The 25,925-nt window shown below is 59.6% G+C and carries 12 protein-coding genes; 9 read left to right on the forward strand and 3 right to left on the reverse strand.

What is annotated here, in order from left to right:
* The first annotated feature begins 177 nt into the window (after positions 1-177).
* From P3G59_RS12690 to P3G59_RS12725, 8 genes are all read left to right on the forward strand, one after another.
* Positions 178-1,500: an MFS transporter gene (locus P3G59_RS12690; RefSeq protein WP_277761814.1), complete on the forward strand. Its 1,323-nt coding sequence runs from the start codon at positions 178-180 to the stop codon at positions 1,498-1,500.
* 146 nt (positions 1,501-1,646) lie between these two features.
* Positions 1,647-2,639, forward strand: coding sequence for an AraD1 family protein (gene araD1 / locus P3G59_RS12695; RefSeq protein ID WP_277761815.1), 993 nt, complete (start codon positions 1,647-1,649; stop codon positions 2,637-2,639).
* Positions 2,640-2,648: 9 nt separating this feature from the next.
* Positions 2,649-4,229 (forward strand): aldehyde dehydrogenase (NADP(+)), encoded by a 1,581-nt coding sequence (locus P3G59_RS12700; RefSeq protein WP_277761816.1) that lies wholly within the window; start codon positions 2,649-2,651, stop codon positions 4,227-4,229.
* 181 nt (positions 4,230-4,410) lie between these two features.
* Positions 4,411-4,722: a DUF5629 family protein gene (locus tag P3G59_RS12705; protein ID WP_277761817.1), complete on the forward strand. Its 312-nt coding sequence runs from the start codon at positions 4,411-4,413 to the stop codon at positions 4,720-4,722.
* The gene (locus P3G59_RS12710; protein WP_277761818.1) at positions 4,709-5,884 is read left to right on the forward strand and encodes a lactonase family protein; all 1,176 of its coding nucleotides are present in this window, start codon (positions 4,709-4,711) and stop codon (positions 5,882-5,884) included. Before P3G59_RS12705 ends, P3G59_RS12710 begins: the two co-directional genes overlap by 14 nt.
* A gap of 156 nt (positions 5,885-6,040) precedes the next feature.
* Positions 6,041-6,220, forward strand: a complete 180-nt coding sequence (locus tag P3G59_RS12715; protein WP_277761819.1) for a hypothetical protein — start codon at positions 6,041-6,043, stop codon at positions 6,218-6,220.
* 363 nt (positions 6,221-6,583) lie between these two features.
* A complete protein-coding gene (locus P3G59_RS12720) occupies positions 6,584-6,796 on the forward strand; it encodes a hypothetical protein (protein WP_277761820.1) in 213 nt (70 codons plus the stop codon).
* Complete coding sequence (locus P3G59_RS12725) at positions 6,793-7,050, forward strand: hypothetical protein (RefSeq protein WP_127652259.1); 258 nt, start codon at positions 6,793-6,795, stop codon at positions 7,048-7,050. The genes P3G59_RS12720 and P3G59_RS12725 overlap by 4 nt, the downstream gene beginning before the upstream one ends.
* Positions 7,051-7,183: 133 nt before the next feature.
* Here P3G59_RS12725 and P3G59_RS12730 read toward each other — a convergent pair whose 3' ends face one another.
* From P3G59_RS12730 to P3G59_RS12740, 3 genes are read right to left on the reverse strand one after another with little or no spacing between them, the layout of a single operon-like run.
* Entirely contained in the window at positions 7,184-7,768 is a 585-nt protein-coding gene (locus P3G59_RS12730; RefSeq protein WP_277761821.1) for a glutathione S-transferase, read from the reverse strand.
* Positions 7,765-11,406 (reverse strand): SbcC/MukB-like Walker B domain-containing protein, encoded by a 3,642-nt coding sequence (locus tag P3G59_RS12735; RefSeq protein WP_277761822.1) that lies wholly within the window; start codon positions 11,404-11,406, stop codon positions 7,765-7,767. Before P3G59_RS12735 ends, P3G59_RS12730 begins: the two co-directional genes overlap by 4 nt.
* Positions 11,403-12,647: an exonuclease SbcCD subunit D C-terminal domain-containing protein gene (locus P3G59_RS12740; RefSeq protein WP_277761823.1), complete on the reverse strand. Its 1,245-nt coding sequence runs from the start codon at positions 12,645-12,647 to the stop codon at positions 11,403-11,405. Before P3G59_RS12740 ends, P3G59_RS12735 begins: the two co-directional genes overlap by 4 nt.
* A 408-nt stretch (positions 12,648-13,055) precedes the next feature.
* On the opposite strand from P3G59_RS12740, the gene P3G59_RS12745 reads away from it, so the two are divergent.
* Positions 13,056-25,922: a hemagglutinin repeat-containing protein gene (locus P3G59_RS12745; RefSeq protein ID WP_277761824.1), complete on the forward strand. Its 12,867-nt coding sequence runs from the start codon at positions 13,056-13,058 to the stop codon at positions 25,920-25,922.
* Positions 25,923-25,925: the final 3 nt, after the last annotated feature.

The following is a 25,925-nucleotide window of genomic DNA, read 5'->3' on the forward strand; positions in this document are numbered from 1 at the left end:
GTATGACTATAGTGTTCCAGTTACGGCCTAACATAAGCTCAAAAACCAATGTTTGGAAGTGTTGTTGGTTAATTAGTATTACTATATAGTCGTTTTCGATGGAGGGATGGCCCTGGCGGTTTTCCGTGAGAGGCGTCCCCCGAGGTTCTATAAAAACAACAATCGGAGACCGATCTCATGAGCCAGGAACTGCGGCTGATACGGCGCATTACGCTGAAACTGATTCCCTTCCTGATCCTGCTGTACCTGATCGCCTATGTGGATCGCTCCGCCGTCGGCTTCGCCAAGCTGCACATGGGCGCCGACATCGGCATCGGCGACGCCGCCTACGGCCTCGGCGCCGGGCTGTTCTTCATTGGTTACTTTCTTTTCGAAATCCCCAGCAACCTGATGCTCGAACGCTTTGGCGCGCGGCGCTGGTTCGCGCGAATCATGATTACCTGGGGCGCGATCACCATCGGCATGGCCTTCGTTCAGGGCCCGCACAGTTTCTACGTGATGCGCTTTCTGCTCGGCGCGGCCGAGGCGGGGTTCTTTCCTGGCGTTCTCTACTACATCACCCAATGGTTCCCGGTGCGCCATCGCGGCAAGATCCTCGGGCTGTTCATCCTCTCGCAACCGATCGCGATGATGATCACCGGCCCGGTGTCCGGCGGTTTGCTCGGCATGGACGGCGTGCTGGGTCTGCATGGCTGGCAGTGGCTGTTCATCGTCATCGGCACCCCGGCGATCCTGTTGACCTGGCCGGTGTTGCGCTGGTTGCCGGATGGCCCGCAGCAAGTGAAATGGCTGGCTCAGGCCGAGAAGGACTGGCTGACCGGCGAGCTGAAAAAGGATTTGCAGGAATACAGCCAGACCCGTCACGGCAATCCGCTGCATGCGCTGAAAGACAAACGCGTGTTGCTGCTCGCACTGTTCTATCTGCCGGTGACGCTGAGCATTTATGGCTTGGGCCTGTGGCTGCCGACGTTGATCAAACAGTTTGGTGGCAGCGATCTGGTCACCGGTTTTGTGTCGTCGGTGCCGTACATCTTCGGGATCATCGGCTTGCTGATCGTGCCGCGCAGTTCTGATCGATTGAATGATCGCTACGGGCATCTCGCCGTGCTTTACGTGCTGGGTGCGATTGGCCTGTTCCTCAGTGCCTGGCTGTCGCTGCCGGTCGCGCAACTGGCGGCGCTGTGTCTGGTGGCGTTCGCGCTGTTTTCCTGCACGGCGGTGTTCTGGACCCTGCCGGGACGGTTCTTCGCCGGCGCGAGTGCGGCGGCGGGGATTGCACTGATCAACTCGGTAGGGAATCTGGGCGGGTACATCGGGCCTTTCGTGATCGGGGCGTTGAAGGAGTACACCGGCAATCTGGCTTCGGGGTTGTATTTCCTCTCTGGAGTGATGGTGTTCGGCTTGATCCTGACTGGTGTCGTCTACCGCGTGCTGGAACGCAAACACGTGCTGCCAGTCGACCAGTTCGCCGCCAGCGCACGCGGCGCTACCCGCACCTGAACTGACCAACACCGGCCCCCTTTAGGAGTGAGCCTGCTCGCGATAGCGGTGTATCAGTCAAAAAGATGTTAACTGACACACCGCTATCGCGAGCAGGCTCACTCCTACAGGGAGCTGCAGTGTTTCGAATAACACAGGAGAAAATCATGCATCTGGTTCAATTCGAATTAAGCAACCGCGAACGCCGCGTCGGCGTGGTCGACAACGGTCTGGTGCGCGAAGTGCAGGACGCCCGCAGCACGCGTGATCTGGCGCTGGCCGCCATCGAGGCCGGCAACACCCTCGAGCAACAAGTGCAAATCCTCGGCCTCGGCATCAGCCACGACTACGCCGAGCTGCTCTCACAACTGCGCGTGCTGCCGCCCCTCGACCATCCGGACCCGGCGCACATGCTGATCAGCGGTACTGGCCTGACGCATCTTGGCAGTGCCTCGGCGCGGGACAAAATGCACCAACAAGTCGGCGACGAAGCGACCATGACCGATACCATGCGCATCTTCAAATGGGGCGTGGAGGGCGGTAAACCGGCGGCGGGGCAGGCCGGTGTGCAACCGGAATGGTTCTACAAAGGCGATGGCAGCATCGTCGTGCGTCCGGGCCAGCCGTTCCCGGTGCCGCCGTTTGCCGAAGACGCCGGTGAAGAACCGGAAATGGCCGGCCTCTACATCATCGGCAACGACGGCAAGCCTTATCGCCTCGGTTTCGCGGTGGGCAACGAGTTCTCCGACCACGTCATGGAGCGCAAGAACTACCTGTACCTCGCGCACTCGAAACTGCGCAGTTGCAGCTATGGCCCGGAACTTCGTACCGGCGAACTGCCTCAACATCTGGCCGGCACCAGTCGCATCCTGCGTGACGGCGAAGTGCTCTGGCAGAACGAGTTTCTCAGCGGCGAGGCGAACATGTGCCACAGCCTCGCCAACCTCGAATACCACCACTTTAAATACAGTCAGTTCCTGCGTCCCGGTGACGTGCACATTCACTTCTTCGGCACCGCGACGCTGTCGTTCGCTGATGGCATCCGCACCCAGCCGGGTGACGTCTTTGAAATCAGCCAGGCCGAATTCGGCGCGCCACTGGTCAACGGCATCGTCCCGGTTCCAGCGGCTTACGAACCGGACAGCATCGGCACCCTTTAAGGAGATCCCATGACTCAGATTCTCGGTCACAACTACATCGGTGGTCAGCGCAGCGCCGCTGGCAACGTCAAACTGCTATCGGTCGACGCAACGACGGGCGAGCAACTGCCGCACGATTTCATCCAGGCCACGATGGAAGAAGTCGACGCCGCCGCCAAAGCCGCCGCTGCCGCGTACCCGGCGTATCGCAGCCTCAGCGCCGAGCGCCGCGCACAGTTCCTCGACGCAATTGCCGATGAACTGGACGCGCTCGGTGATGACTTCGTCGCTGTGGTCTGCCGCGAAACGGCATTGCCGGCCGGACGTATTCAAGGCGAGCGTGGACGCACCAGCGGGCAAATGCGTCTGTTCGCCAAAGTGCTGCGTCGTGGCGATTTCTACGGTGCGCGCATCGATTTGCCACTGCCGGATCGCCAGCCATTGCCGCGTCCGGATCTGCGTCAATACCGCATCGGCCTCGGCCCGGTAGCGGTGTTTGGCGCAAGCAACTTTCCACTGGCGTTTTCCACGGCCGGCGGTGACACCGCTTCGGCACTGGCCGCCGGTTGCCCGGTGGTGTTCAAGGCTCACAGCGGGCACATGGCCACGGCTGAGTTGGTGGCTGATGCGGTAATCCGCGCCGCAGAAAAAACCGCGATGCCGGCCGGCGTGTTCAACATGATCTATGGCGGTGGCGTCGGCGAGTGGCTGGTCAAGCACCCGGCGATTCAGGCAGTCGGTTTCACCGGTTCGCTCAAGGGCGGTCGGGCACTGTGTGACATGGCCGCTGCGCGCCCGCAACCGATTCCGGTGTTCGCCGAGATGTCGAGCATCAACCCGGTGATCGTTCTGCCGCAGGCGCTTGCCGAGCGTTCGGAAACGGTTGCTCGTGACCTGACCGCTTCGGTAGTGCAGGGCTGCGGCCAGTTCTGTACCAATCCTGGTCTGGTCATCGGCATCCGTTCGCCGCAGTTCAGCGCGTTCGTCCAGCAAGTCGCTGGTTTGATCGGCGATCAACCGGCACAAACCATGCTAAACGCCGGCACGCTTGGCAGCTACGGCAAAGGCTTGCAGAAGCTGTTGGCGCATCCCGGCATCGAGCATCTGGCGGGCAATCCACAGCAGGGCAATCAGGCGCAGCCGCAGTTGTTCAAGGCTGATGCACGCTTGTTGATCGATGGCGATGAAGTGCTGCAGGAAGAAGTGTTCGGCCCGACCACGGTGATTGTCGAAGTGGCGGACAAGGCGCAACTGAGCGCTGCGTTGCACGGTTTGCACGGGCAACTCACCGCAACGATTATTGGTGAACTGGCGGACTTCGAGCGCTTCGCAGAGCTGACGCCGCTGCTTGAGCAGAAGGTCGGGCGGATCCTGCTCAACGGTTATCCGACCGGTGTCGAGGTCTGTGATTCGATGGTGCACGGCGGGCCGTATCCGGCGACGTCCGATGCCCGTGGCACCTCGGTTGGCACCTTGGCGATCGACCGCTTCCTGCGCCCGGTGTGCTTCCAGAACTACCCGGACAGCTTGCTGCCGGAGCCGCTGAAAAACGCCAACCCGCTGCGCATCCAGCGTCTGGTCGACGGCAAGCCGTCGCGCGACGCCCTTTAATCCACACCACATGATCGTTCCCACGCTCTGCGTGGGAATGCAGTCCGGGACGCTCTGCCTCCCGGTCTTGAGCTGGAACGCGGAGCGTCCCTCGAGGCATTCCCACGCGGAGCGTGGGAACGATCAAGAGCGGGGCTTTGAGCTATCATTGGCCCTTTCCCCCCTAGAAAGACTGTTTGCCATGACTGCCCAAACCCTTCTCAACGCCCTCGAACACTGCGGCATGGTCGAAATCGACGGCCTGCATGCCTTCGAATTCGCCCTCGACGAAGACGACAACCTGCACATCGAATGCATCGACGGTCGAGCGGCCAAGCATTGGGAGTTCACCCCCGCGCAGGTCGAAGCCGCAACGTTTGATGAAGACCTGCAGAGCTGGCTGGTCATTGGCTATGCCAGCGACACCAAGACCACCGGCGAACATCGCCTGGTCTGCCTCGGCGACGTAGTCAGCAGCAGCGATGATGAGGAAGAATCTGATGAAAATGCGTAAATTCTGGCCGCTGCTGATGGCCGGCAGCGTCGGCGCCATGGGGCTGTCCACGGCCTCTGCCGAGAACTTCCAATTGCTGGTCGGCTCCTACACCGCCGGCACCAGCCAAGGCATTTATCGAATGAATTTCGACAGTGCCACCGGCCAGATCGCCGCCAAGCCGCTGCAAGTGGTCAAGAGCGAAAACCCGTCATGGCTGACCCTGTCCAAAGACCAGCATCGCCTGTTCGTGGTCAATGAAAACGGCCCTGGCCAGAAAGACCCGGTCGGTCGCGTCAGCAGCTATTCGATTGATCCGAAAACCCACGCCCTGACCTTGATCAATCAAGTGCAGAGCCTGGGCAACGAGCCAACTCATTCAAGCCTCAGCGCTGACGCCAGCCACCTGTTCGTCAGCAATTATTCGGTGGTGGAAGATCCGGGCGGAACGCTGGCGGTTTTGCCGGTCGGTGCTGACGGCAAGCTCAAACCCGTCGTGCAGATGAGCGCGCACCCGGCCAGCCGGGTCAATCCCGAGCGCCAGGCGTCGAACCACGTGCACTCGACGGTCTCTTCGCCGGACGGACGCTATGTGTTCTCCAACGACCTCGGTGCGGACAAAGTCTTCATCTACCAATTCGACCCGAAAGCCAACCCGGAGCTGCCGCTGACCCCGGCGAAAACAGCTTCTGTGGCGTTACCTGCCGGCAGCGGCCCACGTCATTTGCTGTTCAGCGCCGATGGCAAACACGCTTGGCTGACCATGGAAATGAGCGCGCAGGTTGCGGTGTTCGACTACAACGACGGCGTGCTGACCCAGACGCAACTGGTCGATCTGGCGGCCGGCCAGCCAACTTCGGACAAGGCCGGCGCCGCGCTGCACGCCTCGGCGGATGGCAAGTTCCTCTACGTCAGCAACCGTGGCACCGCCAATCAACTGGTGGTGTTCGCGATTGATCCGGCAACCGGTCAGCTCAAAGAACTGCAAAAACGTTCGGTGGAAGGTGATCACCCGCGCGAATTCAGCCTCGATCCGAGCGGCAAATTCCTGCTGATTGCCAACCAGAAGAGCAACCAGATTGTCGTCGTTGAACGCGATGGCAAGACCGGTCTGCTCGGCAAAACCGTGCAGAAACTGCCGATGGACGCGCCGAGCGACCTCAAGTTTCTAGTGCGACAATAAGCCACAGGCCCCGGTTTACGGGGCCTGTCTCTTTGTATTAATCGCGCTGATATCCGGTAATGCTACAAAGCATTTCAAGCGATCAACCCTCGAGCGTTAAGTTTGCTTCACAGCCCAACCGGGCAAGCAAGCCAACCGAACACGAGGGTTACCGCCATGAACTTCAATCTCTTCTCCATCATCGCCGCTTCCGCCATCTCCGCCACCGTGGTACTGCCTGCCGGTGCCAACGTTGAAATCGCCAGCAAAAAATCCCACACCCAGAGCTACACCCAAAAATACCTGCAACAGAGCGCCAACTTCTACGCCGCCCTGGATCACAAAGCCCAACACTGAGCGCCTGCACGGCACACTCCTGTAGGAGCTGCCGAAGGCTGCGATCTTTTGATTTTGTTTGATCGTTCCCACGCTCTGCGTGGGAATGCCTCTAGGGACGCTCTGCGTCCAGTGACGCGCAGCGTCACGGGCTGAATGCCCACGCCGAGCGTGGGAACGATCCGCAAAGCAAAATCAAAAGATCGCAGCCTTCGGCAGCTCCTACCTGTGTGTTTTTCGCGGCCTGATAGGTTTCTTCAAACCCGCAAATAGACTGGCTAAATAATCAACGAAGCTGATGTTTACTATGGAAAACCCTGAGTGGTTGCCACGGCTTTTTTGATCGATTCTGTGGGCATCGAAACATGCCCACGGGAGAACACCATGGCCAGCGCAATCATTCATTCAGCCAAACGCGGCGCCTACCTGGCCATTGGTCTTTACCTGGCCGTGGTGGTGTTCGTCAGCATCGCCTCGCAGATGGAACACAGCTTCGACGCCCCGATCCAGGTCGCCCATCCCGGCGTCCAGTTCGAAGTCCGCTCGCAAAGCGTGATGATCGACCGGGCCGAACTCGCGGGAGTCGGCGGCGCATGAAAGGTTACAGACTCTGGGTGATCGCAGGTTTAGCGTTCTTCACCAACGGCGCGTCATTACTGGGAATCGGTCAGGGCTCGGTGGGTGCATTGGCCCGCGCCATAGAGGCCAATCACACCATCGCGCACAACATCGAACGGGCGAATACGTTAGGGCTGATGGCCGGCAATCCACCGGTAAAAGTCTCGGCGGATTTTCTCGGGCCCTTCGAAGTGGATTGCATGGCACTCGGTATGTGCAACGCGCTGGCTTAGACAACGCGATTGATCGTTCCCACGCTCCGCGTGGGAACGCAGCCCCGGACGCTCCGCGTCCGATTGGAACGCGGAGCGTCCCTTGAGGCATTCCCACGCAGAGCGTGGGAACGATCAAGCAAGAAGCCAGGGGTTACTTCTTCATGATCGAGGTGAAGAGGTCGGATTCGAGAAAGCGCTGCAACCAGGCCTGTAGACGGGAGTAGGGCGTCTGCGCAAACCACTCACGGTCAACATGGGCAAACTGGCGAACGAACGGCAGCAGGGCGATATCGGCCAGGCTCGGGTGATCGGTCAGCAAGTAATCGCGATCGGTCAGCAACTCCTCCAGCCGCTGCAAGAACAACGCCCCTTCAGCCCGATAAACCTCCATCGACTGTTCGGGATAACGCTCGGCGTACTTGTAGCGATTCAAATGCACTTTGAACTCTTGATCGTTCGCCTCGATCAGTTCGGCTATCCGCGAATCGCCCGCCAGCAACCAGTCATCCGGATCATTCTGCGCCAACGCCCAGCGCATGATCTCCAGGCTCTCGTCAATGACCCGCCCACCCGCATCCAGCACCGGCACCGTGCCTTTCGGCGAGATCGCCAACATCTGCGCCGGTTTCGCTTTGAGGCTGACCTCGACAATGTCCACCGGCACACCCGAATAACGCAAGGCCATCCGCGCGCGCATCGCATACGGGCAGCGGCGGAAAGAATACAGCGTGTTCATTTCACCTCCAGTGTGCTCAAACCGTTGCCCTGACGCTGTACCTGAATCTGCACCGGGATCCGCTCATGCATTTCCTGCACGTGGGAAATCACCGCGACCTTGCGACCCTGCGCCTGCAAGCCATCGAGCGCATCCATCGCCAGTTGCAGCGACTCCGGATCGAGGCTGCCAAAGCCTTCATCGATAAACAGCGATTCGATCTTCAGCGTACTCGACGCCATCGACGCCAGGCCCAACGCCAACGCCAGCGACACCAGGAACGTCTCGCCGCCGGACAACGAATGCACCGAGCGCAGTTCGTCGCCCATTTCTGTGTCCATCACCAGCAAACCGAGCATGCTGCCGCCGCGTTTCAGGCGATAGCGTTTGACCAGTTGGCGCAGTTGCACGTTGGCGTGGTGCACCAGCAGGTCGAGGTTGTAGGCCTGGGCGATCTTGCGGAAGGTGTCGCCGGTGGCTGAGCCGATCAAGGCACTCAGTCGCGCCCAGCGTTGATATTCGGCATACGCCGAGGCGATCTGCTGGGCCAGCGCCTGATTGGCGTTCTGTCGGCGCTGGTCTTCGACCTGTTCGGCACGCAGTTCGGCGCATTGCTGCTCGCTGACGATGAACTGGTTTTGCAGGTCGGCGAGGGCGCTGGTCAGTTGTTCGGCATCAAGGTTGCCGTTGTGCTGGGCCTGATGATCGAGCAAGCGCTGATCGCGTTCCTGCAACAACACCTTGGCTTGTTCGATGGCTTTTTCATTGTGTTGCAGACGCTGACGCAGCTCGGCGACTTGCGCGTCGTCGACCCGCAACAGGTCTTCGAGGCCACCGTCATCCAGCTCCGGATGGCGGGCGCGCCAGTCGGCAATCTTGCCGGCCAGATCCTGCTCTTCGTTTTGCAGCGCGTGCAAGCGCTCCTGTTGCGCTTTGAGTTCGGCCGCGATCTGCACGAGTTGCGTGCGCACGCTTTGCAGTTCCTGGGCGGTGCCGGTTTCGGCGTTGCGCGCCTGCTCAACCGCTTGCTCGAGTTGCTGCTGCCAGTGCTCGGCGCTGCTGTGCTCGCCGAGCAATTGTGCGAGTTTCTGCTGGCAGGCTTGCTGTTGCTCAGTCAGCGCAGTGAATTGCTGTTCAGCGCTGAGCGACTGCTGCGCGCGGGTCTGTTGGCGGTCCTGCTCTTTCTCCAGAGTCTGTTGCCGCTGTTGCTGCTCGGCCTGTTCTTCCTTCTGCTGATCGACCTGCGCCAGGCGCTCGGCGATCTGCCGGTCAAGCTGCATGAACGTCGCCGCCGGTTCCTGGCGCAAGGCTTCGAGGGTGTCGGCCGGCAGCAGATTGCCGAACGCCGTCAGTTCTTCGTCGAGACGCTGACGGTCGCTGCTCAGTTCACGCTGCTGATTGCTCAGGTGTTGCGCCGCTTGCTGATGCGCTGTCTCCGCCTGACGCAATTGCTGGGTCAGGCGCGCAGCATCCTGTTGCAGGGTGAGCAGGGCGCTCTGGCGTTGTTCGTCCTGAGTGATGCTTTGGTTCAGTTGATCGTTTTGTCGGGCGAGCCAGGCGTCGCGCTTGGCGGCGTCCTGATTGAACAATTGCGTGGCCAGTGGATGCGCCTCGAGACTTGGGGCCAACGCTTGTTGCTGGGCGGCCAGTTGTTCCTGCTGTTGCAGCAATTCTTTCTGCTGAGCAATGACGCCACCGACTTCGGCGCGCAGTTCGATGAGTTTTTCCTTGAGCTGATCGACCACCTGCTGGGCGTTGGCCTGCTCGCTTTCATCATGGCGACCGAGGCTTTGCAGCAACGCTTCCGGCTGATGATACGGATGCTCGTTGCTGCCGCAGACCGGGCACGGTTGGTCGTCCTGCAACTGCGCGCGCAACTCCTCGACACTGGCACTGCGCGCCAGGCGCTGGCGTTCAAGCAGGTCGCGGGTGACGTTGAGGGTTTGCTCGGCGACGGTCAGCTCGGCTTTGGTTTTCACGCCGTCCTGAGTCAGGCGCTCGCGCTCGTGCTGGGCGCTGAGCTGACGCTGTTGCAGCTCGCTGCTGCGCTTGTCCAGATCCTGTTGCGTGGCCCACAGACGTGACAGCTCTTCGAAGGCGCGCAGTTGCTTGCGGTTGTCCTGCAGCAGCGTGCCGAGGATGCCGATCTGTTCGGCAACAGCATCGGGTTCGGCGCCGGCTTCTTTGAACAGCACCTCCAGTTGCTGTTTCTGCGTGGCAAGCTCGGCTGCGCTGCGCGTCGCGTTTTCTTCGAGGCTCGCCAGTTCCGCCTGGCCCTTGTTCAAGCGATTGCCGATCAACATCAGCTGTTGCAGGCGATCGCGGTAGGCATTCCACGCATCGCTCAGCGGCGCCAGATGAGCGCTTTGCTCAAGTTCGGCGGCGATGCGTTGCAGGCGTTCGGCGACTTGGGTCTGTTTTTCCAGCAAGGCTTGAATGGCGTTTTGGCCCTCGGTGCAGGCCTGCTGCGCATTGCGCCTGGTTTCAGCGCTTTGCGCGACCTCCCTGGCCAGACGGGCGAGGGTGCTTTGTTCTTCAAAGGCCTGACGCAACAGTGGCGCGTTTTCGCTCTGCCGTTGTTGCGCTTCGGTCAGCGCAACTTTCGCCGCGTCGAGATTTTGTTCCAGTTGCTTCTGGCGCTCAGTCAGTTCGGCGTGTTGCTGCGTGTGCGTGGCGATTTGTGCGGCCAGTGGCGTCAGCAGCGCATCGAGTTCGGTTTTTCGCGCGAACTGGTGCCGTTGCGGGCCGAGCTGCTCCAGACGTGTCAGCTTCACCCGTTCGCCGGCCAGACCTTCGGATTGCTGCTCAGCGCTGTGCAATTGCTCGGCGGCGGCTTGCTGGGCGTCCTGCAACACACGCAAATCCTTGAGCCAGCCGTGCTGCTGCTCAAGCTGCTTGAGTTGCGCCTGCTGCAACTTCATTTGCTGTTGCGCGGCGTGAAAGCGCTCATCCAGTTCGGCCCGGGCTTCGGGTGCCAGTGGCGTGACGCCGGTGGCCTGATCCTGCAGCAGCTTGTGCGCTTCGCGGGCCTCTTTGGTCTTGTCGAAAGCGCGGCGGCCGAGGCGTGTGTACAGCGCGGTGTCGGTGAGTTTTTCCAGCAGCTCGCTGCGGTCGTTGTCGTCCGCCTTGAGGAACGCACTGAACTCGCTCTGCGCCAGCAGCACGGCGCGGGTGAACTGTTCGAAGTTCAGGCCGAGCGCGGCTTCCAGTTGAGTTTTGTATTCGCCCTTCTGGCTGGCGAGCAGTTGGTCCTGATCGATGTCGCGCAGGCTCTGACGGCTGGCCTGCAACTTGCCGCCAGCTTTCTCGCGGGCGCGGTTGGCTTCCCAGCGCGCCCGATAACGGCGGCCATCGACACCGACAAAATCCACCTCGGCATAACCTTCGCCGGTACCGCGACGCAGCAGGGTGCGCGGGTCGCCAGTGGCGATTTCGCCGTCGGCATCCGGGACTTTGGCGTCACGACCGGTGTTGTTCAGACGCGGCACGGCGCCGAACAGCGCCAGGCACAAGGCGTCGAGCAGAGTACTTTTACCGGCGCCGGTCGGGCCGGTGATCGCGAACAAACCGGCGCTGGCCAACGGCTCAGCGGTGAAATCAATCTCGAACGGACCGGCCAGCGAGGCCAGGTTTTTCAGGCGAATGGCGAGAATCTTCATGGCTGCTCGCCCTCCAGTTGCACGTCCTGCAGCAGTTCGGCGAAGTCCTTCAGCGTCTGCTCATCGACTTCGTTGCCGTAGTTGTCGAACCAGGCGCGGCTGAACAACTCCTGCGGGGTGAGTTGGTCGAGCTCGATCAGTGCAGTGCCATCTTCGACGCCGTCAGCACCCCGATTGCCGGCGTATTCAGCGGCAATGCGCACCAGTCGCACGGCTTTGCCTTGCAGGGCGCTTTCCACTTGATGGCGCAGATCCGGCTGCGGTTCATCGAGGGTTACGCGCACTTCGAGCCACGGTTGACGCTGGGTTTCGGCGAGCAGATCGATGTTCGGCAGATCCGCCAGTTGCAGCAGAATCTCGGCCAGCGGTGCCGGGCCGATGCGCTGCAGATTGACCGAGCGCGGGATCAGTTTCGGCTCGACGCTGACCAGGGTTTCGCCGTCGAGCGTGACGTCGAGAATCTGGTGCTGATAACCGATCTCCGAAAACGACAACGGAATCGGCGAACCGCTGTAGCGGATGCGCTCCTCACCATTGACCTTCTGCGGCTTGTGCAAATGGCCGAGGGCAACGTAGCTGATGCTCGGCCCGAACAGGCTGGCGGGCAGGGCTTCGGCGTTGCCGATGATCAGGCTGCGTTCGGAGTCTTCCGACACGGAACCGCCGGCCATGTGCGCGTGGCTGATGGCAATCAATGCCTGACCGGGTTGGCGCTTGGCGTTGGCCGCTTCGATCAGCCATTCGTGCACCTGACCGATGCCACGCAAATAGTTGTCGCCCAGATGCGCGCCGGTCACTTCCGCCGGACGCAGGAACGGCAACGCTAGGCACCATGCGGCGACTTCCCCGGTTTTATCCGGCAACGGCAGGAGCAGGCGTTCGGCATCCAGTTGCCCGTCATCCAGCCACAACACCCGGCCCAACGCATGGGTGCGCAAACGGCGCATCAACGGCGCGGGCAGTTCAATCCGCGAGCCAGAATCATGGTTGCCGGCAATCATCACGATGGTCAGCAACGGCTGCTGTTCGTGGGCGCTGACGATGAAATCGTAGAGGCGTTCCTGCGCTTTGACCGGCGGATTGACCGTGTCGAAGATGTCCCCGGCAATCAGCAGCACATCCGGCTGCGCCAGTTGCAATTGGCGCAGCAGCCATTCGAGAAAACAGGCGTGCTCGAAATCGCGCTCCTGGCCGTGCAGGTTTTGCCCAAGGTGCCAGTCGGAGGTGTGGAACAGACGCAAGGTGGACTCCGCAACAATTAAAGAGGTGATGGCCGCAGGTGAAATGATGGCGGCGAAAGAGGGGAGAGTTTACAGATTATTGCGGCGGGAGGGCTTGTTGTGCAGGCCAACCACTATTCAGTAGCGCGCGGCTTTACTTCTACCGCTCATCGGGAGCGACACCTCAAGTGATTCAAAAATTGACGCCAAAATAGTGGCCATCTAATATCGCGCCCCTATTTTGATATCAATGCGCTACTACCGGGTGCAACGGGCCGTTTCACGGTCTGCTCCGAGATCGACTTCGTCATTACGTCATCTCCCTTTACCCTTTTTTTGCTCTGATCGCACCCATGTAGGTGCCAATCAGCAGGTAGTGCGCCTGCCGTCAATCCAACTATTACTGCCCGTTGTAAAGAGATCTTCAACATGGACGTTCGCCAGTACGCCTTTCTCGCTCGTCAGCCTGCTGCTGCCGTAAAAAAACGCGAGTCTTTCCTCGGCATGCCCAAACGCGGCTTGGCGTTTCTCTTGGCGAACGTCATGTTCTGGCAACCGATGTGGGCGCAGGCTGACGGCATCGTGGTGGCCAACCCGAATACCTCGCTGGACCGCGCCGGCAACGGCGTGCCGATCATCAACATCGCCACACCCAATGCCGCCGGCCTGTCGCATAACCAGTTCCACGACTACAACGTCGGTGCGCAGGGGCTGATCCTCAACAACGGCTCGACGCAGAACAATCTCACCCAGCTGGGCGGGCATATCATCGACAACCCGAACCTGAAAAACAGCGGTTCGGCACAGGCGATTCTCAACGAAGTCATCAGCGGCAACCCGAGCCAGTTGCGCGGTTACACCGAAGTGGCGGGGCAGTCGGCACGGGTCATCGTCGCCAACCCCTATGGCATCACCTGCAACGGTTGCGGCTTTATCAACTCGCCGCGCGTCACGTTGACCACCGGCAAACCGGTGCTCGACAACGGTCGGCTGGATCGCTTTCAGGTCGATCAGGGGACTGTGGCCATCGAGGGCGCGGGCCTTAATGCGACCAACGTCGACCGTTTCGAAATCATCACCCGCAGCGCAAAGATCAACGCGCAACTGCAGGCGCAGAACCTGACGATTGTTGCCGGTCGCAACGACGTCAATGCACAAACCCTCAATGCCACGGCGCGGGCCGATGACGGTAGCGCCAAACCGCAACTGGCCATCGACTCCTCGGCACTGGGCGGCATGTACGCCGGGGCGATCAAACTGGTCGGCACCGAGGCCGGCGTCGGGGTGAAACTCGACGGCAAGCTGATTGCCAGCGGCGGTGATATCCAGCTCGATGCCAATGGCCAACTGAGCCTGGTCGACACCTCGGCCACCGGCGCAGTCAACGTCAAAGCCACCAGCCTTGATGCTCGCGGCCCGATCTACGCCGGCACCGCGCTCAATGTGCAGACCCAAGGCAACCTGACCAACCGCCAGACCCTCGCGGCCCGGGAAAGCATCAGCCTGAGTGCCGGCGGCCAACTGACCAACGCCGGCGCCATTGAGGCGGGCGTCAACGCCGACGGTAGCCGCAATGCCAGTGGTGACCTGAGCATAACTGCGCAGAACCTCGACAACAGCGGCAAAAGCCTCACCGCCAGCCGCAACCTGACGGTCAACACCGCGCAAACCCTGAACAACCAGGGCGGCACCCTGAGCGCGCAAACCGCCGTCATCACCGCCGGTACGCTGGACAACCGCAATGCCGGCAAGCTGCAGAGCAACGGCACCCTGAACCTCAATGCCGCGCAGGTGCTGAACAGCCAAGGCGTGATCACCAGCAACGCCAGCCTCACCGCCAACATCGGCCAACTGATCAACAGCAACGGCGAACTCAGCAGCCAGACCGACGCGGTCCTCAACGTCACCTCGCTGGACAACGTTGCCGGCCTGATGAGCGCCGGCCGTTTGCTCGATATCAGCGCCCTCGGCGCAATCAACAACCGCACCGGCAAGATCGGCGCCAAACAGAATCTCACGCTGAAAGCCCAACAGCTCGACAACAGCCAGCAGGGCCAGTTGACCAGCGAAGGCACGCTGACCACACGCATCAGCGAGCAACTGAACAACCAGAACAAGGGCCTGATCCAGGCCAACGGCGCCATGGACGTGCAGGCCACGCGCCTGGATAACCGCGCCGGCAAGATTTCCAGCCTGGACGCCCTGACCGTCAGCAGTACCACCACCGACAATCGCGGCGGCACCTTGCGCGCCGATCAGGCAGCCAAACTGCTGATCGACAACCTGGACAACCGTGACAAGGGCCGCCTCGAAAGCAAGACGGCGCTGAGCTTCGACGGCAACACACTCGACAATAGCAATGGCGGCCTGCTGACTTCGACCGGTGTGTTGAGCCTCAAAGCCAAAGCCGTGACCAACGATGGCGGACGGATTTCCGCCAAAGGCGATATCGACGCCAACATCGACAGCCTCAATCAACAACACGGTGAACTGGTCGCCGAAGGCAATCTGCTGCTGACCGGCAAAACCCTCAACAGCCATCAGGACAGCCTGGTTGGTTCGCTCAAGGCCCTGACGGTCAACGTCGAGCAGATCGACAACCGCGCCAGCACGCTTTCCAGCCAACTGGATTTGCACATCAATGGTTCGCGCCTGGACAACAGCGAAGGCGGCAAGGTGCTGTCCGACACCACGCTGGCGCTGAAGGTCGAGCAGATCATCAACGCCACCAACGGCCTGATTTTCAGCAAAGGCGCGAGCACGCTCAGCGGCATCGGCCTGAGTAACGTCGGTGGGCGCATCGTCAGCCAGAACACTCTCGGGCTGACCTTTGACGAGACCATGGACAACCAGCAAGGTCTGATCAGCAGCGAAGGGCAGATGACCCTCAGCGCCGGCAGCCTCGACAACCGTCTGGGCAAACTGTCGAGCCTTGAAGCGATGGCGCTGACCGCCAGCGGTTCCGTGCTGAGTCAGGGCGGCCTGATCGTTTCGCAGAAAGGCCTGACCTTTAAAAGTGGCAGTCTGGATAACAGCGACAACGGCATCATCAGCGCCAAGGCTGATTCGACCCTGACTACCGGTGAGTTGAAGAACCGACAGGGCGGCAGTATCGCCACCGATGGCTCACTATTATTGACCGCCGCGCACCTGGACAACTCCGGCGGCAGCCTCGGCAGTCAGCAGAAACTCGAGGCGTCGCTGACCTCGCTGGAGCAGGATGGCGGTGAGCTGTTCAGCAACGGCGACCTGACCCTGGACATGAACAACGGTCTGCTCAATAACCAGCGCGGCAATATCCATACGCCGGGCCAGTTGCTGCTGAAAAACCTCAAGGACATCAACAACAGCGCCGGCGAAATCTCTGCCGCCAAGGCTTGGGCCGTCAACGCGCAAAATCTGAACAACGACGGCGGCAAATTACTGAGCAATGAAAAACTCAGCCTGGTTATCGACCGTGCCCTGAGCAACGTCAAAGGTGTCATCGCTTCTGCCAGCCTCGATAGTCGCAGCGTCACGTTGAACAACACCAGCGGCGACATTCGCGCGCGCGGCGACATTGATTTCAGCGTCACCGGAATGTTCGATAACCACGACGGCGTGGTCATCGCCGACAACGGCCTGACGATCAAAGCCGCGAGTCTGGATAACCGTCAGGAAGGCCTGATCGGTTCAACAAAAGCGCTGAGCCTCAACGTCGACCGTGTCGACAACCGCAGCGGCGAATTGTCGAGCAAGAGCGACGTGAGTCTGATCGGCGCGTGGCTCGACAACAGCGACAGCGGTTACATGCTAGCCGGCGGCAATCTGGCGCTGACCGTCAATGACGTCATCAACCGCAATAAAGGCCTGCTGTCCGGTGATACCGGGCTGACGCTGAGCGGCAAGATGCTGGAGAACAGTGGTCGCCTGACCAGTCAGAAAGACCTCGCGATCAATCTCTCCGGGGATCTGAACAACGCGCAGGGTAGCCTCGTCAACGAAGGCACCCTGGCGATCAACGCCGCTAGCCTCAACAACGACGCCGGCACGGTCTCCAGCGCCAAAGCGCTGACCGTCGACACGCGCGGCGCCGTCAGCAACCAGGGCGGCAGCCTGCTGACCGATGGCGATATCACCCTCAACAGCAGCGCGCTGGATAACCAGCAAAAAGGTGTGATCAGCAGCAAGGCCAAACTGAACATCAGCACGGGTGCCCTCAACAACAATCAGGCGAGCATTTACGCTGACGACCACGTCGAGATCAGTGCCGGTCAGGTGACCAACAGCGGTGGCAGTCTGGGCGCGGGCAAGACGCTTAACGCCAATGTCCAGGGGCTCGACCAGCAGGGCGGCAAGCTGTTCAGCGGCGCTACCGTCAGCCTCGATCTGAACGGTGGCGCGCTGAACAATCAGGGCGGCGTGATCAACGCGCCGGACCAGTTACTACTGAAAAACCTCACCGACGTGAACAACCGGGGCGGCGAGATTTCCAGCGACCAGGCTTTTGAACTGATCGCCAAGTCGCTGGACAACAGCGGCGGCCAACTGCTGAGCAACCAGAAACTTACCCTGACCCTCGACCACGCACTGACCTCGATCAAAGGCACGATTGCCGCTGCGGCGTTGCAGATTCGGGCGGCGAGTCTGGATAACAGCGACGGCGGTGTATTGCTCAGTGACAGCTTTATCGAGGTCAGCGTCGATGGCCTGTTGAAAAATACCAACAAAGGCAGCATCCGCGCCGCACAACAACTGACCCTGAACAGCACCGGTCTGAACAATCAGGGCGGCACGCTGGTCGGCGTTTCCGGCCTGAATATGGATCTGGGCGCCACCGCGCAGGATCTGAATAACCAGGACGGTGTGATCAGCAGCAAGGGCGGGTTGAGCATTGCTCACCTGCGCGACCTGAATAACCAGAATGGCGTGATCAACAGCAAAGGCGTGCTGAGCATCGCCACCCTGCGTGACCTGAATAACCAGCAAGGCGAAATCTCCAGCGTCAACAGCTTTAGCCTCACCGGCAACCGCCTCGATAACCGTGGCGGCAACCTGATCAGCAACGATCAACTGACCGTAACGGCGGCCGACCTGAAAAACCAGGGCGGTCTGGTCTCCGGCTGGAAGGGCGTGAGCATCAGCGGCGGCAGCCTCGACAACAGCCAGGAAGGCGCCATTTCCAGCCAGCTCGGCAACGTTAACATCGACCTGAGCGGCGCCTTGCTCAACCACAGCATGGGCGGCATCGGCGGCCTCGGCGAAGTGAGTATCACCGCCGCCAGTCTGGATAACAGCGGCGGCACCGTCAGCAGTGAAGGTAAGCAAACCCTGAGCATGAGTGGCGGCGCGATCAATAACGCTGCCGGAGGCTTGATCAAAAGTGGCGAGACCCTCGACATCCGTGCGGCCGGCCTGAACAACAACGCCGGCAACGTCATGGCCAAAAAGGCCCTGACCTTAACCGGCGGCGAGCTGAATAACACGAAAGGCAGGTTGGTCGGTGACGACAGCGTCACCCTCGATTTGCTCGGTGCCCTGATCAACGTCAATGGCGCACTCGGCAGCGGCGGCGCATTACTGATCAAACGCTCGGCCAGCGTCGACAACCAGGACGGCCAGTTGATCAGCCAGACCCTGCTGAGCTTGCTCACCAGTGGCGACCTGAATAACAGCCAACGCGGCACCGTCTCGGCCAACGGCCAACTGGAAATCACCGCCGGCGGCATGCTGCGCAACGACGCTGACGGCCTGCTGTCCAGCCGCGATGCCGGCGTGTCCATCACCGCCGCCGCACTGAACAATGCCCAAGGCGCGGTGCAAAGCATGACCGCGCTGAGCGTGAACACCGGCAGCGGCGCGATCGACAACCAGGGCGGCAAAATCATCGCCCAGAACGGCGACCTGACCCTCAACGCTGCCAGCCTCGACAGCCGTGGCGGGGCGCTTTCAAGTCTTAAAGGTCTGCTGCAAACTCGATTGAACGGCGTATTGCGCAACGGTCAGGGCGGCAAAATTGAAGGCAGTCGCCTTGACTTGCAAGCGCTGGGCGGCATCTACAGCGACGGCGGGCGCATCGCCGCCAACACCGGCAACATCCTGCTCAACGCCGGCGGCAATACCCTCGACAACAGCGGCGGCGGGATCTATGCGCGCGGCGTGGTAAAAACCATCGCCGGCTCGATGAACAACAACAGCGGCCAGATCAGCGGCAGCAGCATCGAGCTGGGTGCCGACGGCAACTTCAGCAACCGCAGCGGCCTGATCGAAAGCGCCAGCACTTTAGCCATTCGCGCGGCCAATCTCGACAACCAGGACGGCAAACTGCGCGCGCTCGGCACCAGCGGCAAAACCGATTTCCAGATCGGCAGCCTGTTTGACAACCGTAATGGTCTGGTGGAAACCGCCAACACCGATTTCACCCTTGCAGCCCCGAGTTTCCTCAACGCTGGCGGTTCCGTGACGCATGTCGGCCTTGGTGAATTAGGCATTTCCACGGCCAACGTGATGAACGCCGGCGGCTCGCTGGTGACCCGTGGCGGACTGACGCTGAACGCGGACAGCTGGACCAACAGTAGCGTGATTCAGGCCGGGCGGTTGACGGTGAATGTCGGCAATTTTGTGCAGACGGCGAGCGGGCAGTTGCTCGCTTCCAATCAATTGGTGGGGCGCGGGGGCAACTGGACCAACGAGGGCTTGATCGCCAGCGATGGCAACATGGATATCCAGCTGTCCGGCAACTACGGCGGCAATGGTCGTGTCAGCAGTCTGGGCGATATGACCTTCAATGCTGCGCAACTGGGCCTGACCAGCGCTTCGAGCATTGGCAGTGGCGGGCAGGGCACGTTCACCATTGGCGGGTTGCTGAACAATGCCGGCGGACGACTGACGTCCAACAATACGATGACGATCAACGCAGGTGGCGTGAGCAACACCGGTACGTTGGGGGCTGCGCAGACCCTGAAGATCAGGACTGCAAGTCTGGTGAACGAGCGCGGCCTGCTCTTCAGCGGCGGCAACATGAATCTGCTGGTTAACGATTTCACCAACCAGAACGGCAATGTGTACAGCCTTGGCAATCTGACGATCACCGGCATGGACGGCGGTCGGGCGAACAACGTTAACAACCGGGCTGCCACGATAAATGTGGACGGTGACTTTTCGTTGTCAGCCAGCAATTTCAGTAACAAAACGGAAGGCGTCCTGGGGCAGGACAAGCTTGTTTCCGGTGATATCACCTACCAGTGCATCGGCGGCGAATGCAAGTGGATGAATTTCTTCGTCGAGGAACAATACGAGTCAGAGTCGACCATCAGTGGCGAGCAGGCTGTTGTCTCCGTTGGCGGCAATGTAAACGCAACCGTCGGCAATTTTTCCAACTTCGCTTCGCTGTTCTCAGCGGGGAAAAATATCAAACTCGACGTCGACACGTTTGATAACACAGGGCTGGAATCCGGAAGCTATACCAAGACCCTAGTCTACGAAGCCAGAAACCGTGATTTCGATTATCTGTTTGATGACGTCACCGGCCTGGTCACGGCTTACGCGAAAAAAAACTCCAAGTACGAGCATGAGTATTCGTTCTATTCGTGCGGCGGGCAGGATTGGCAGGCTTGCGGGTTAGCGCCCATTTCTCGTGGTAATCAGACCAAAACAACACTCAATCCATACTTCGGCCAAGGCCCTGACGTTCCTGTACCGGCGAAACTGCTGGGATATGCGCTAGTACCCGGTGGCGGTATCACTTACACAAGCAAAGGCGGAGCCTCCGCGATCATTCAGGCCGGCCAGGCAGTGGAGGTCAATGCTAAAACGACCATCAAAAACGGTACCTTGCAGGCCTACACCAGCTTCGCCCCGGTTGGTAAGAATGCTCCGCAGACTGGAGTGAATGCCGGAGCGACTATTCCGGTCATTCGCATCAACGCCCAGCTTCCTCCAGACCTGGCCCAGCAACAGGTCAACCCACTGGCCTTGCCGGGCTTCACCCTGCCGACCGGCGATAACGGTCTGTTCCGCCTCAGCCGGAAGGACGGCAGCGAGCAAGCGATCTCGCCGGTCAAAGACTGGGCAATCGGCTCGATCACTGCTGCATCCTCTGGACATACCACCGGAATGCCGGTCAGACATGCCACCGATTTCCAGATCGACAAGAACGATCCGGTCTCGATGAAAAAACGCGACCTGGCGTTGAGTGATGCCGCGTCGCTGAATCTCAACGACAGAACGGCTCAGTTCAACGTGGGTGCAACTGCGGCTGACGGTCCAGTCGGTGTGCTAGTGCCTGGTCGTGGCAGCCCGTCCTTTGACGTACCGCGCGTACAAGGTTTGCCCGACACCAGCGTGCGCTCCAACCCGCACAAATACCTGATCGAAACCAACCCGGTGCTGACCAACCTCAAGCAGTTCATGAGTTCGGACTATCTGCTGGGCAAGCTCGGCTACGACCCCGACACCAGCGCCAAGCGTCTGGGCGATGGTCTGTTCGAGCAGCGCATGGTGCAGCAGGCCGTGGTGGCCCGCACCGGCCAACGCTTCATCGATGGTCAGACCTCTGACGAAGGCATGTTCAAGTACCTGATGAACAACGCCATCGCCAGCAAGGATCAGCTCAACCTGTCGGTGGGCGTTACCCTGACCGCGCAACAAGTCGCGGCACTGACCCATGACATCGTCTGGCTCGAAGAGCACGAAGTGAACGGCGAAAAAGTGCTGGTGCCGGTGCTGTATCTGGCGCAGGCGAATAACCGGTTGGCGCCAAACGGGGCATTGATTCAGGGCGGCGACGTCACTCTGATCGCCGGCGGCAACCTCGATAACGCCGGCACGCTGCGAGCCTCCAACAACCTGTCGGCCGAAGCCGGTAACAACCTCACCAACACCGGTCTGATCGAAGCCGGCGAACGCCTGACGCTGAAGGCCGGCAACGACATCATCAACAAGTCCGGCGGCATTATCTCGGGCAAGGATGTCAGCCTGACGGCCACCAACGGCAGCGTGATCAACCAGCGTGATGTGACCAGTGTCGATTACGGCCGGTTCGGTAATACAAGCCACCGCGACTATCTCGATAACGCTGCTCGGATCGAGGCGGCCAATGATCTGACCATCAAGTCCGGTCAGGACATCAACAATATCGGTGGCGTGCTGCAAAGCGGTCGGGACATGACGCTCGATGCTGATCGCGATGTGAACATCACCTCGGTGCAGAATCGCAGCACCGATGCTCGTGGCGGCAGTTATCTCAATCAGACGATTACCCAGCACGGCGCTGAAGTGACGTCCGGGCGGGATCTGTCGATCAGCGCTGATCGTGACGTGGCGATTGTGGCCAGTCGACTGGATGCCAAGCGCGATCTCAGCGTCGATTCAGGCCATGACATTGTCATTACTTCGGCCGCCGACGAGAGTGACTACGTCTCGCGCAGCAAGAAGCGCGCGAACGAAACCCACAGCATCACGCAGCAGTCGTCGGTATTGAACGCCGGACGCGATATCGCGCTGAATGCGGGTAACGATCTGGGCATCATCGCCAGTCGGATCAAGGCTACGGAAGATGTCAGCCTCGATGCGGCTCAGGACATCACCGTTGCCTCGGCCAAAGACGAAAGTTCTTCTTATTACTACAAGAAGAAAAAGGGCTCGTTCGGGCGCAGCAAAACCACCACGACAGAAAGTTATGAGAGCGAGAACGTAGCTTCCGTGATCGAGGCTGGACGTGACTTGACCGTCAACTCGTCCAAGGACGAAGACGGCGCCGTGAGTCTGGATGGCGGGCGCAATGTCACCATCATCGGTAGTCAATTGAACGCCGGCAAAGACCTCGTCGTCGGTGCGACCAACGATGTGGCTGTTCTTTCCGCTACAGAAGAATCCGGCTCTTACACCAAGAAAACCAAGACAGGTACTTTCGGCCTGTCGAAAAGTGGCAGCAGCCACTTACAGACTGCTGTTACTCAAGTCGGTAGCCAGTTGAACGCCGGGCATGATGCCGTGGTCCTGGCAGGACGCGATGTTCGTCTGAACGCCAGTGAAGTCAACGCTGACAATGATGCTGAACTGCATGCGGGTCTCGTGGACAAGGAGGGTGATATCACCCTGTCGTCTGCGGATGACCAAGCGTACAGCCGAGCCGAGGAATACAAGAAAAAACTGGGTATGTCGCTCAAGGACACCATTGGTGTCTTTGCCGGTACTCCGGGGCTGGGAGCCGATATCACCGTCGGTGCCTCGCACAATGGCGGACGTGAAGTCGTCAGTTCCAACAGCATTGGCAGCCAGGTCAATGCCGGGCACGATGCGATTCTCAATGCATCTCGGGACATCAACATCATTGGCAGTGGAATCAGTGCCGATAACAGCGTTTCGCTCGATGCCGGCCGCGATGTCAACGTGGTTGCCTCGATCGATCAGCAGCGCAGCAATACTTGGGAGACGGACAAAAGCGTCGGGATCAAACAGACCATCGACAGCAATGCCTTCACCACGTTCGTCGGCAGCGAAACCCTTCAACATGGCGTCAACAGCAAGGGCTACACCGCAGCGGGCAGCTCCATCGATGCGGGGATGAACATCAATGTAAACGCCGGTCGCGACATCAACCAGCAAGGTTCCGATCTGACCGCTGAGAACAACATCAAGCTCAAGGCCGACCGCGATATCAATATCGATGCCAAGGAAGAGGCCAGCGAAGTCACCATCCGTGACAGCATCAAGCGCAACGGCATCACCGTGACCACGGCCTACAACATCGGCAACACCATGGATGGCCTCAAAGGCACTGGCAAAGGTGAGGATGGGGTTAGCAAAGGCTCAAGCGTACTGAAGTCGGTTGATACGCTGGATCAGTTCTTCAGTGGACCGAAATTTGACGGACATATCGGTGGATCGAGCGTCAGTTCAAGCCAGACTCAGACGTCGGTCACTCAACGTCCGTCGACACTTTCTGCAGGCAATGACATCTCGCTGGACGCTGGCAATAACGTCAATGTCAGCGGTAGCGAGTTCAATGCCGGCCGTGACATCAACGTCAAAGGCAAGGACATCACCTTTGACGTTGCGCATGGCTCGGAAAGCAGTGACGGGCATTCGACCCAAAGCAAGGGTGGCGTCAAAGGGGGCACCACCGGCGGCTTCAAACTGGGCGTGGGTGTCAGCAATGCCGGCACCGTAGACAAGTCGACTCAAGGCACCTCAACGGCAACTCAGTTGAACGCTGGTGGCAGCATCAACCTTGACGCGGAAAACGATCTGACCCTGATCGGCACCCGGGCCACCGCCGAGCGGGATATCTCCCTCAAGGCCGGTAACGATCTGAATATTCTCTCGGCGCAAAACGCCTACGAGAGTTCGCACGATCGGCGTAGCTGGGGTGCGGAGGGCGGCATCATCGCCGGCCAGGACGGCTTCGGTGTTTATGGTTCGGCGAATGTGGGTATCGGCGATCTCAACCGTGAGGGCGTCAAGCAGCAAGAAGCCTATCTGTATGCCGGCAACAAACTGGGTTTCGAAAGCGGTCGCGATACCAATATCGCTGGCGCGACCCTGCGCGGCGACGAAGTCATCGGTGATGTCGGTCGCAACCTGACCGTGACCTCTGTGCCGAACACCGGCAAGGTCGAAGGCAAGGAGTTCGACGCCAGCCTGACGGTTGCGGTGAGCTTCGGCGCAACGGTCAGCGGTTCGCTGGGTTATGGCGAGACCAACGGCAAGACCAACTGGGTCGACAATCAGACTGTTATCAGTGGCAAAAGCAAAGTCGACATCCGTACCGAAAAACATACGCAACTCGATGGCTCGGTGATCAGCGCTGACAACGGCAACCTGAAACTCGACACTGACACCCTCGGCTACCGCAACATCACCGGCAAGGATAACGAGCACGGTTATTACCTCAATGTCAGCGGCAGTTATGGCGGGGGCGGGGGCGGGGGCGGTGGCGCCCAAGCCGACAAGCCGAACAAGGGCATGGAAGGCGAGAGCAAAAACAGCTGGGCCGTGGAGGGCTACAAGTACGACAAGGACCGTCAGCAGACGCTGAATGCCACCGTGGGTGAAGGTCAGATTGTCGTGCGTAACGACAAGGCTACCGGCCAGGATTCCACGGCGGGTCTTAATCGTGATGTGAACAAGGCCTATGAGATCACCAAGGATGAGGAACATCGCACGACGTTGTATGTAAGCAATACTTCCCTTGATGCCGTTAGCCATCCGTTAGAGACACTCGAGCGATGGGGCGATAACGTTACGAATATTCATAAGACGCTGCTCAACCAAGCGCTTTTTGCCGTGCATGCCGCAAAAAACGTACAGGCAGAAATCGCACTTATACGACTTGACATTGATGACGTGCCTTCATTGGCCCGTGAGAGTCTGGGTGACGAGAAGGCACTGGATGTCGCGAAAAATCTTGTTCGCCGAGGCTTCGATCCTTCCGATTTGAAATCGCTGGATGCAGGAATCTTCCAGGGCTTGAGCAACTTCGCCAACTTGGCGGAGAACTATGACAAGGAAGTGCAGTCGTGTGTCACCAGAGGGGACTGTTCGTTCAGCCTTGAAGATGACGGCAGTGGCGGCAAAAAAGACGTCGTTTATCTTGACCCTTCTTTTGTAGAGGGGACAGGAATCAAAATGGGCAGGCAAGCCCTCGGTCAGTTGCAGGATGTACTGCTGCTCGCTGATAAATTACCTCTTGAGCAGGTTCAAGCGATTGCCGTTGCAGCGCAAGCTGTAATGGGGCCACTGAAATTCATGCTGACCATTACGCTCAACGCTGCCATTAACGCCGCTACGGATGGAAAGATTGAAGAGTACAAGGATGAGGCCGCTGTCAAACTGGCGGCGCTTTTCCTGGGGGTGCCTGAAGATGAAGTGATCGAACTCAATACGGAAGGCAAGGCAGCCCATCAAGAAGATAAAATCCAACATCCTTTCAATGGTGACGGAAACGTTGTAGCGGCACGCTTTTTGGTCGATGCGGTTCTCGGTGAGCTGCAATCGCTGGGTATCAAAGCTGGCAGTAGAGTTCTGGCTGTTCGCGACAGGTCTGGTGAAAGTCATACTGGTGGCGGATCCTCTCCAGACCTGAAGAGAGGTGCCGAATTTAAGGAGGCGGCCGCGCGTTTGGGGTTTGATCGGCGCATTCCCCCTCAGAAGGCACCATTCGACTCCCATGGGCAACCGGTATTCTTTGATGGAAAAAAATACATCACGCCTGATGTGGATGGACATAACGTAACGGGCGGATGGAAAGTATTTGATAAAAAGGGCAGGCGTGTCGGTACGTACGATAAAGATTTGAATTGGGTGAAGGATTAAATA

It is taken from the genome of Pseudomonas sp. A34-9 (assembly GCF_029543085.1).
Lineage (GTDB): Bacteria > Pseudomonadota > Gammaproteobacteria > Pseudomonadales > Pseudomonadaceae > Aquipseudomonas.

Coding starts and splice junctions, on each gene's coding strand:
- P3G59_RS12700 (WP_277761816.1), top strand. CDS start 2,649: ATGACTCAGATTCTCGGTCACAACTACATCGGTGGTCAGCGCAGCGCC.
- P3G59_RS12715 (WP_277761819.1), top strand. CDS start 6,041: ATGAACTTCAATCTCTTCTCCATCATCGCCGCTTCCGCCATCTCCGCC.
- P3G59_RS12730 (WP_277761821.1), bottom strand. CDS start 7,768: ATGAACACGCTGTATTCTTTCCGCCGCTGCCCGTATGCGATGCGCGCG.
- P3G59_RS12705 (WP_277761817.1), top strand. CDS start 4,411: ATGACTGCCCAAACCCTTCTCAACGCCCTCGAACACTGCGGCATGGTC.
- P3G59_RS12725 (WP_127652259.1), top strand. CDS start 6,793: ATGAAAGGTTACAGACTCTGGGTGATCGCAGGTTTAGCGTTCTTCACC.
- P3G59_RS12735 (WP_277761822.1), bottom strand. CDS start 11,406: ATGAAGATTCTCGCCATTCGCCTGAAAAACCTGGCCTCGCTGGCCGGT.
- P3G59_RS12745 (WP_277761824.1), top strand. CDS start 13,056: ATGGACGTTCGCCAGTACGCCTTTCTCGCTCGTCAGCCTGCTGCTGCC.
- araD1 (WP_277761815.1), top strand. CDS start 1,647: ATGCATCTGGTTCAATTCGAATTAAGCAACCGCGAACGCCGCGTCGGC.
- P3G59_RS12720 (WP_277761820.1), top strand. CDS start 6,584: ATGGCCAGCGCAATCATTCATTCAGCCAAACGCGGCGCCTACCTGGCC.
- P3G59_RS12690 (WP_277761814.1), top strand. CDS start 178: ATGAGCCAGGAACTGCGGCTGATACGGCGCATTACGCTGAAACTGATT.
- P3G59_RS12710 (WP_277761818.1), top strand. CDS start 4,709: ATGAAAATGCGTAAATTCTGGCCGCTGCTGATGGCCGGCAGCGTCGGC.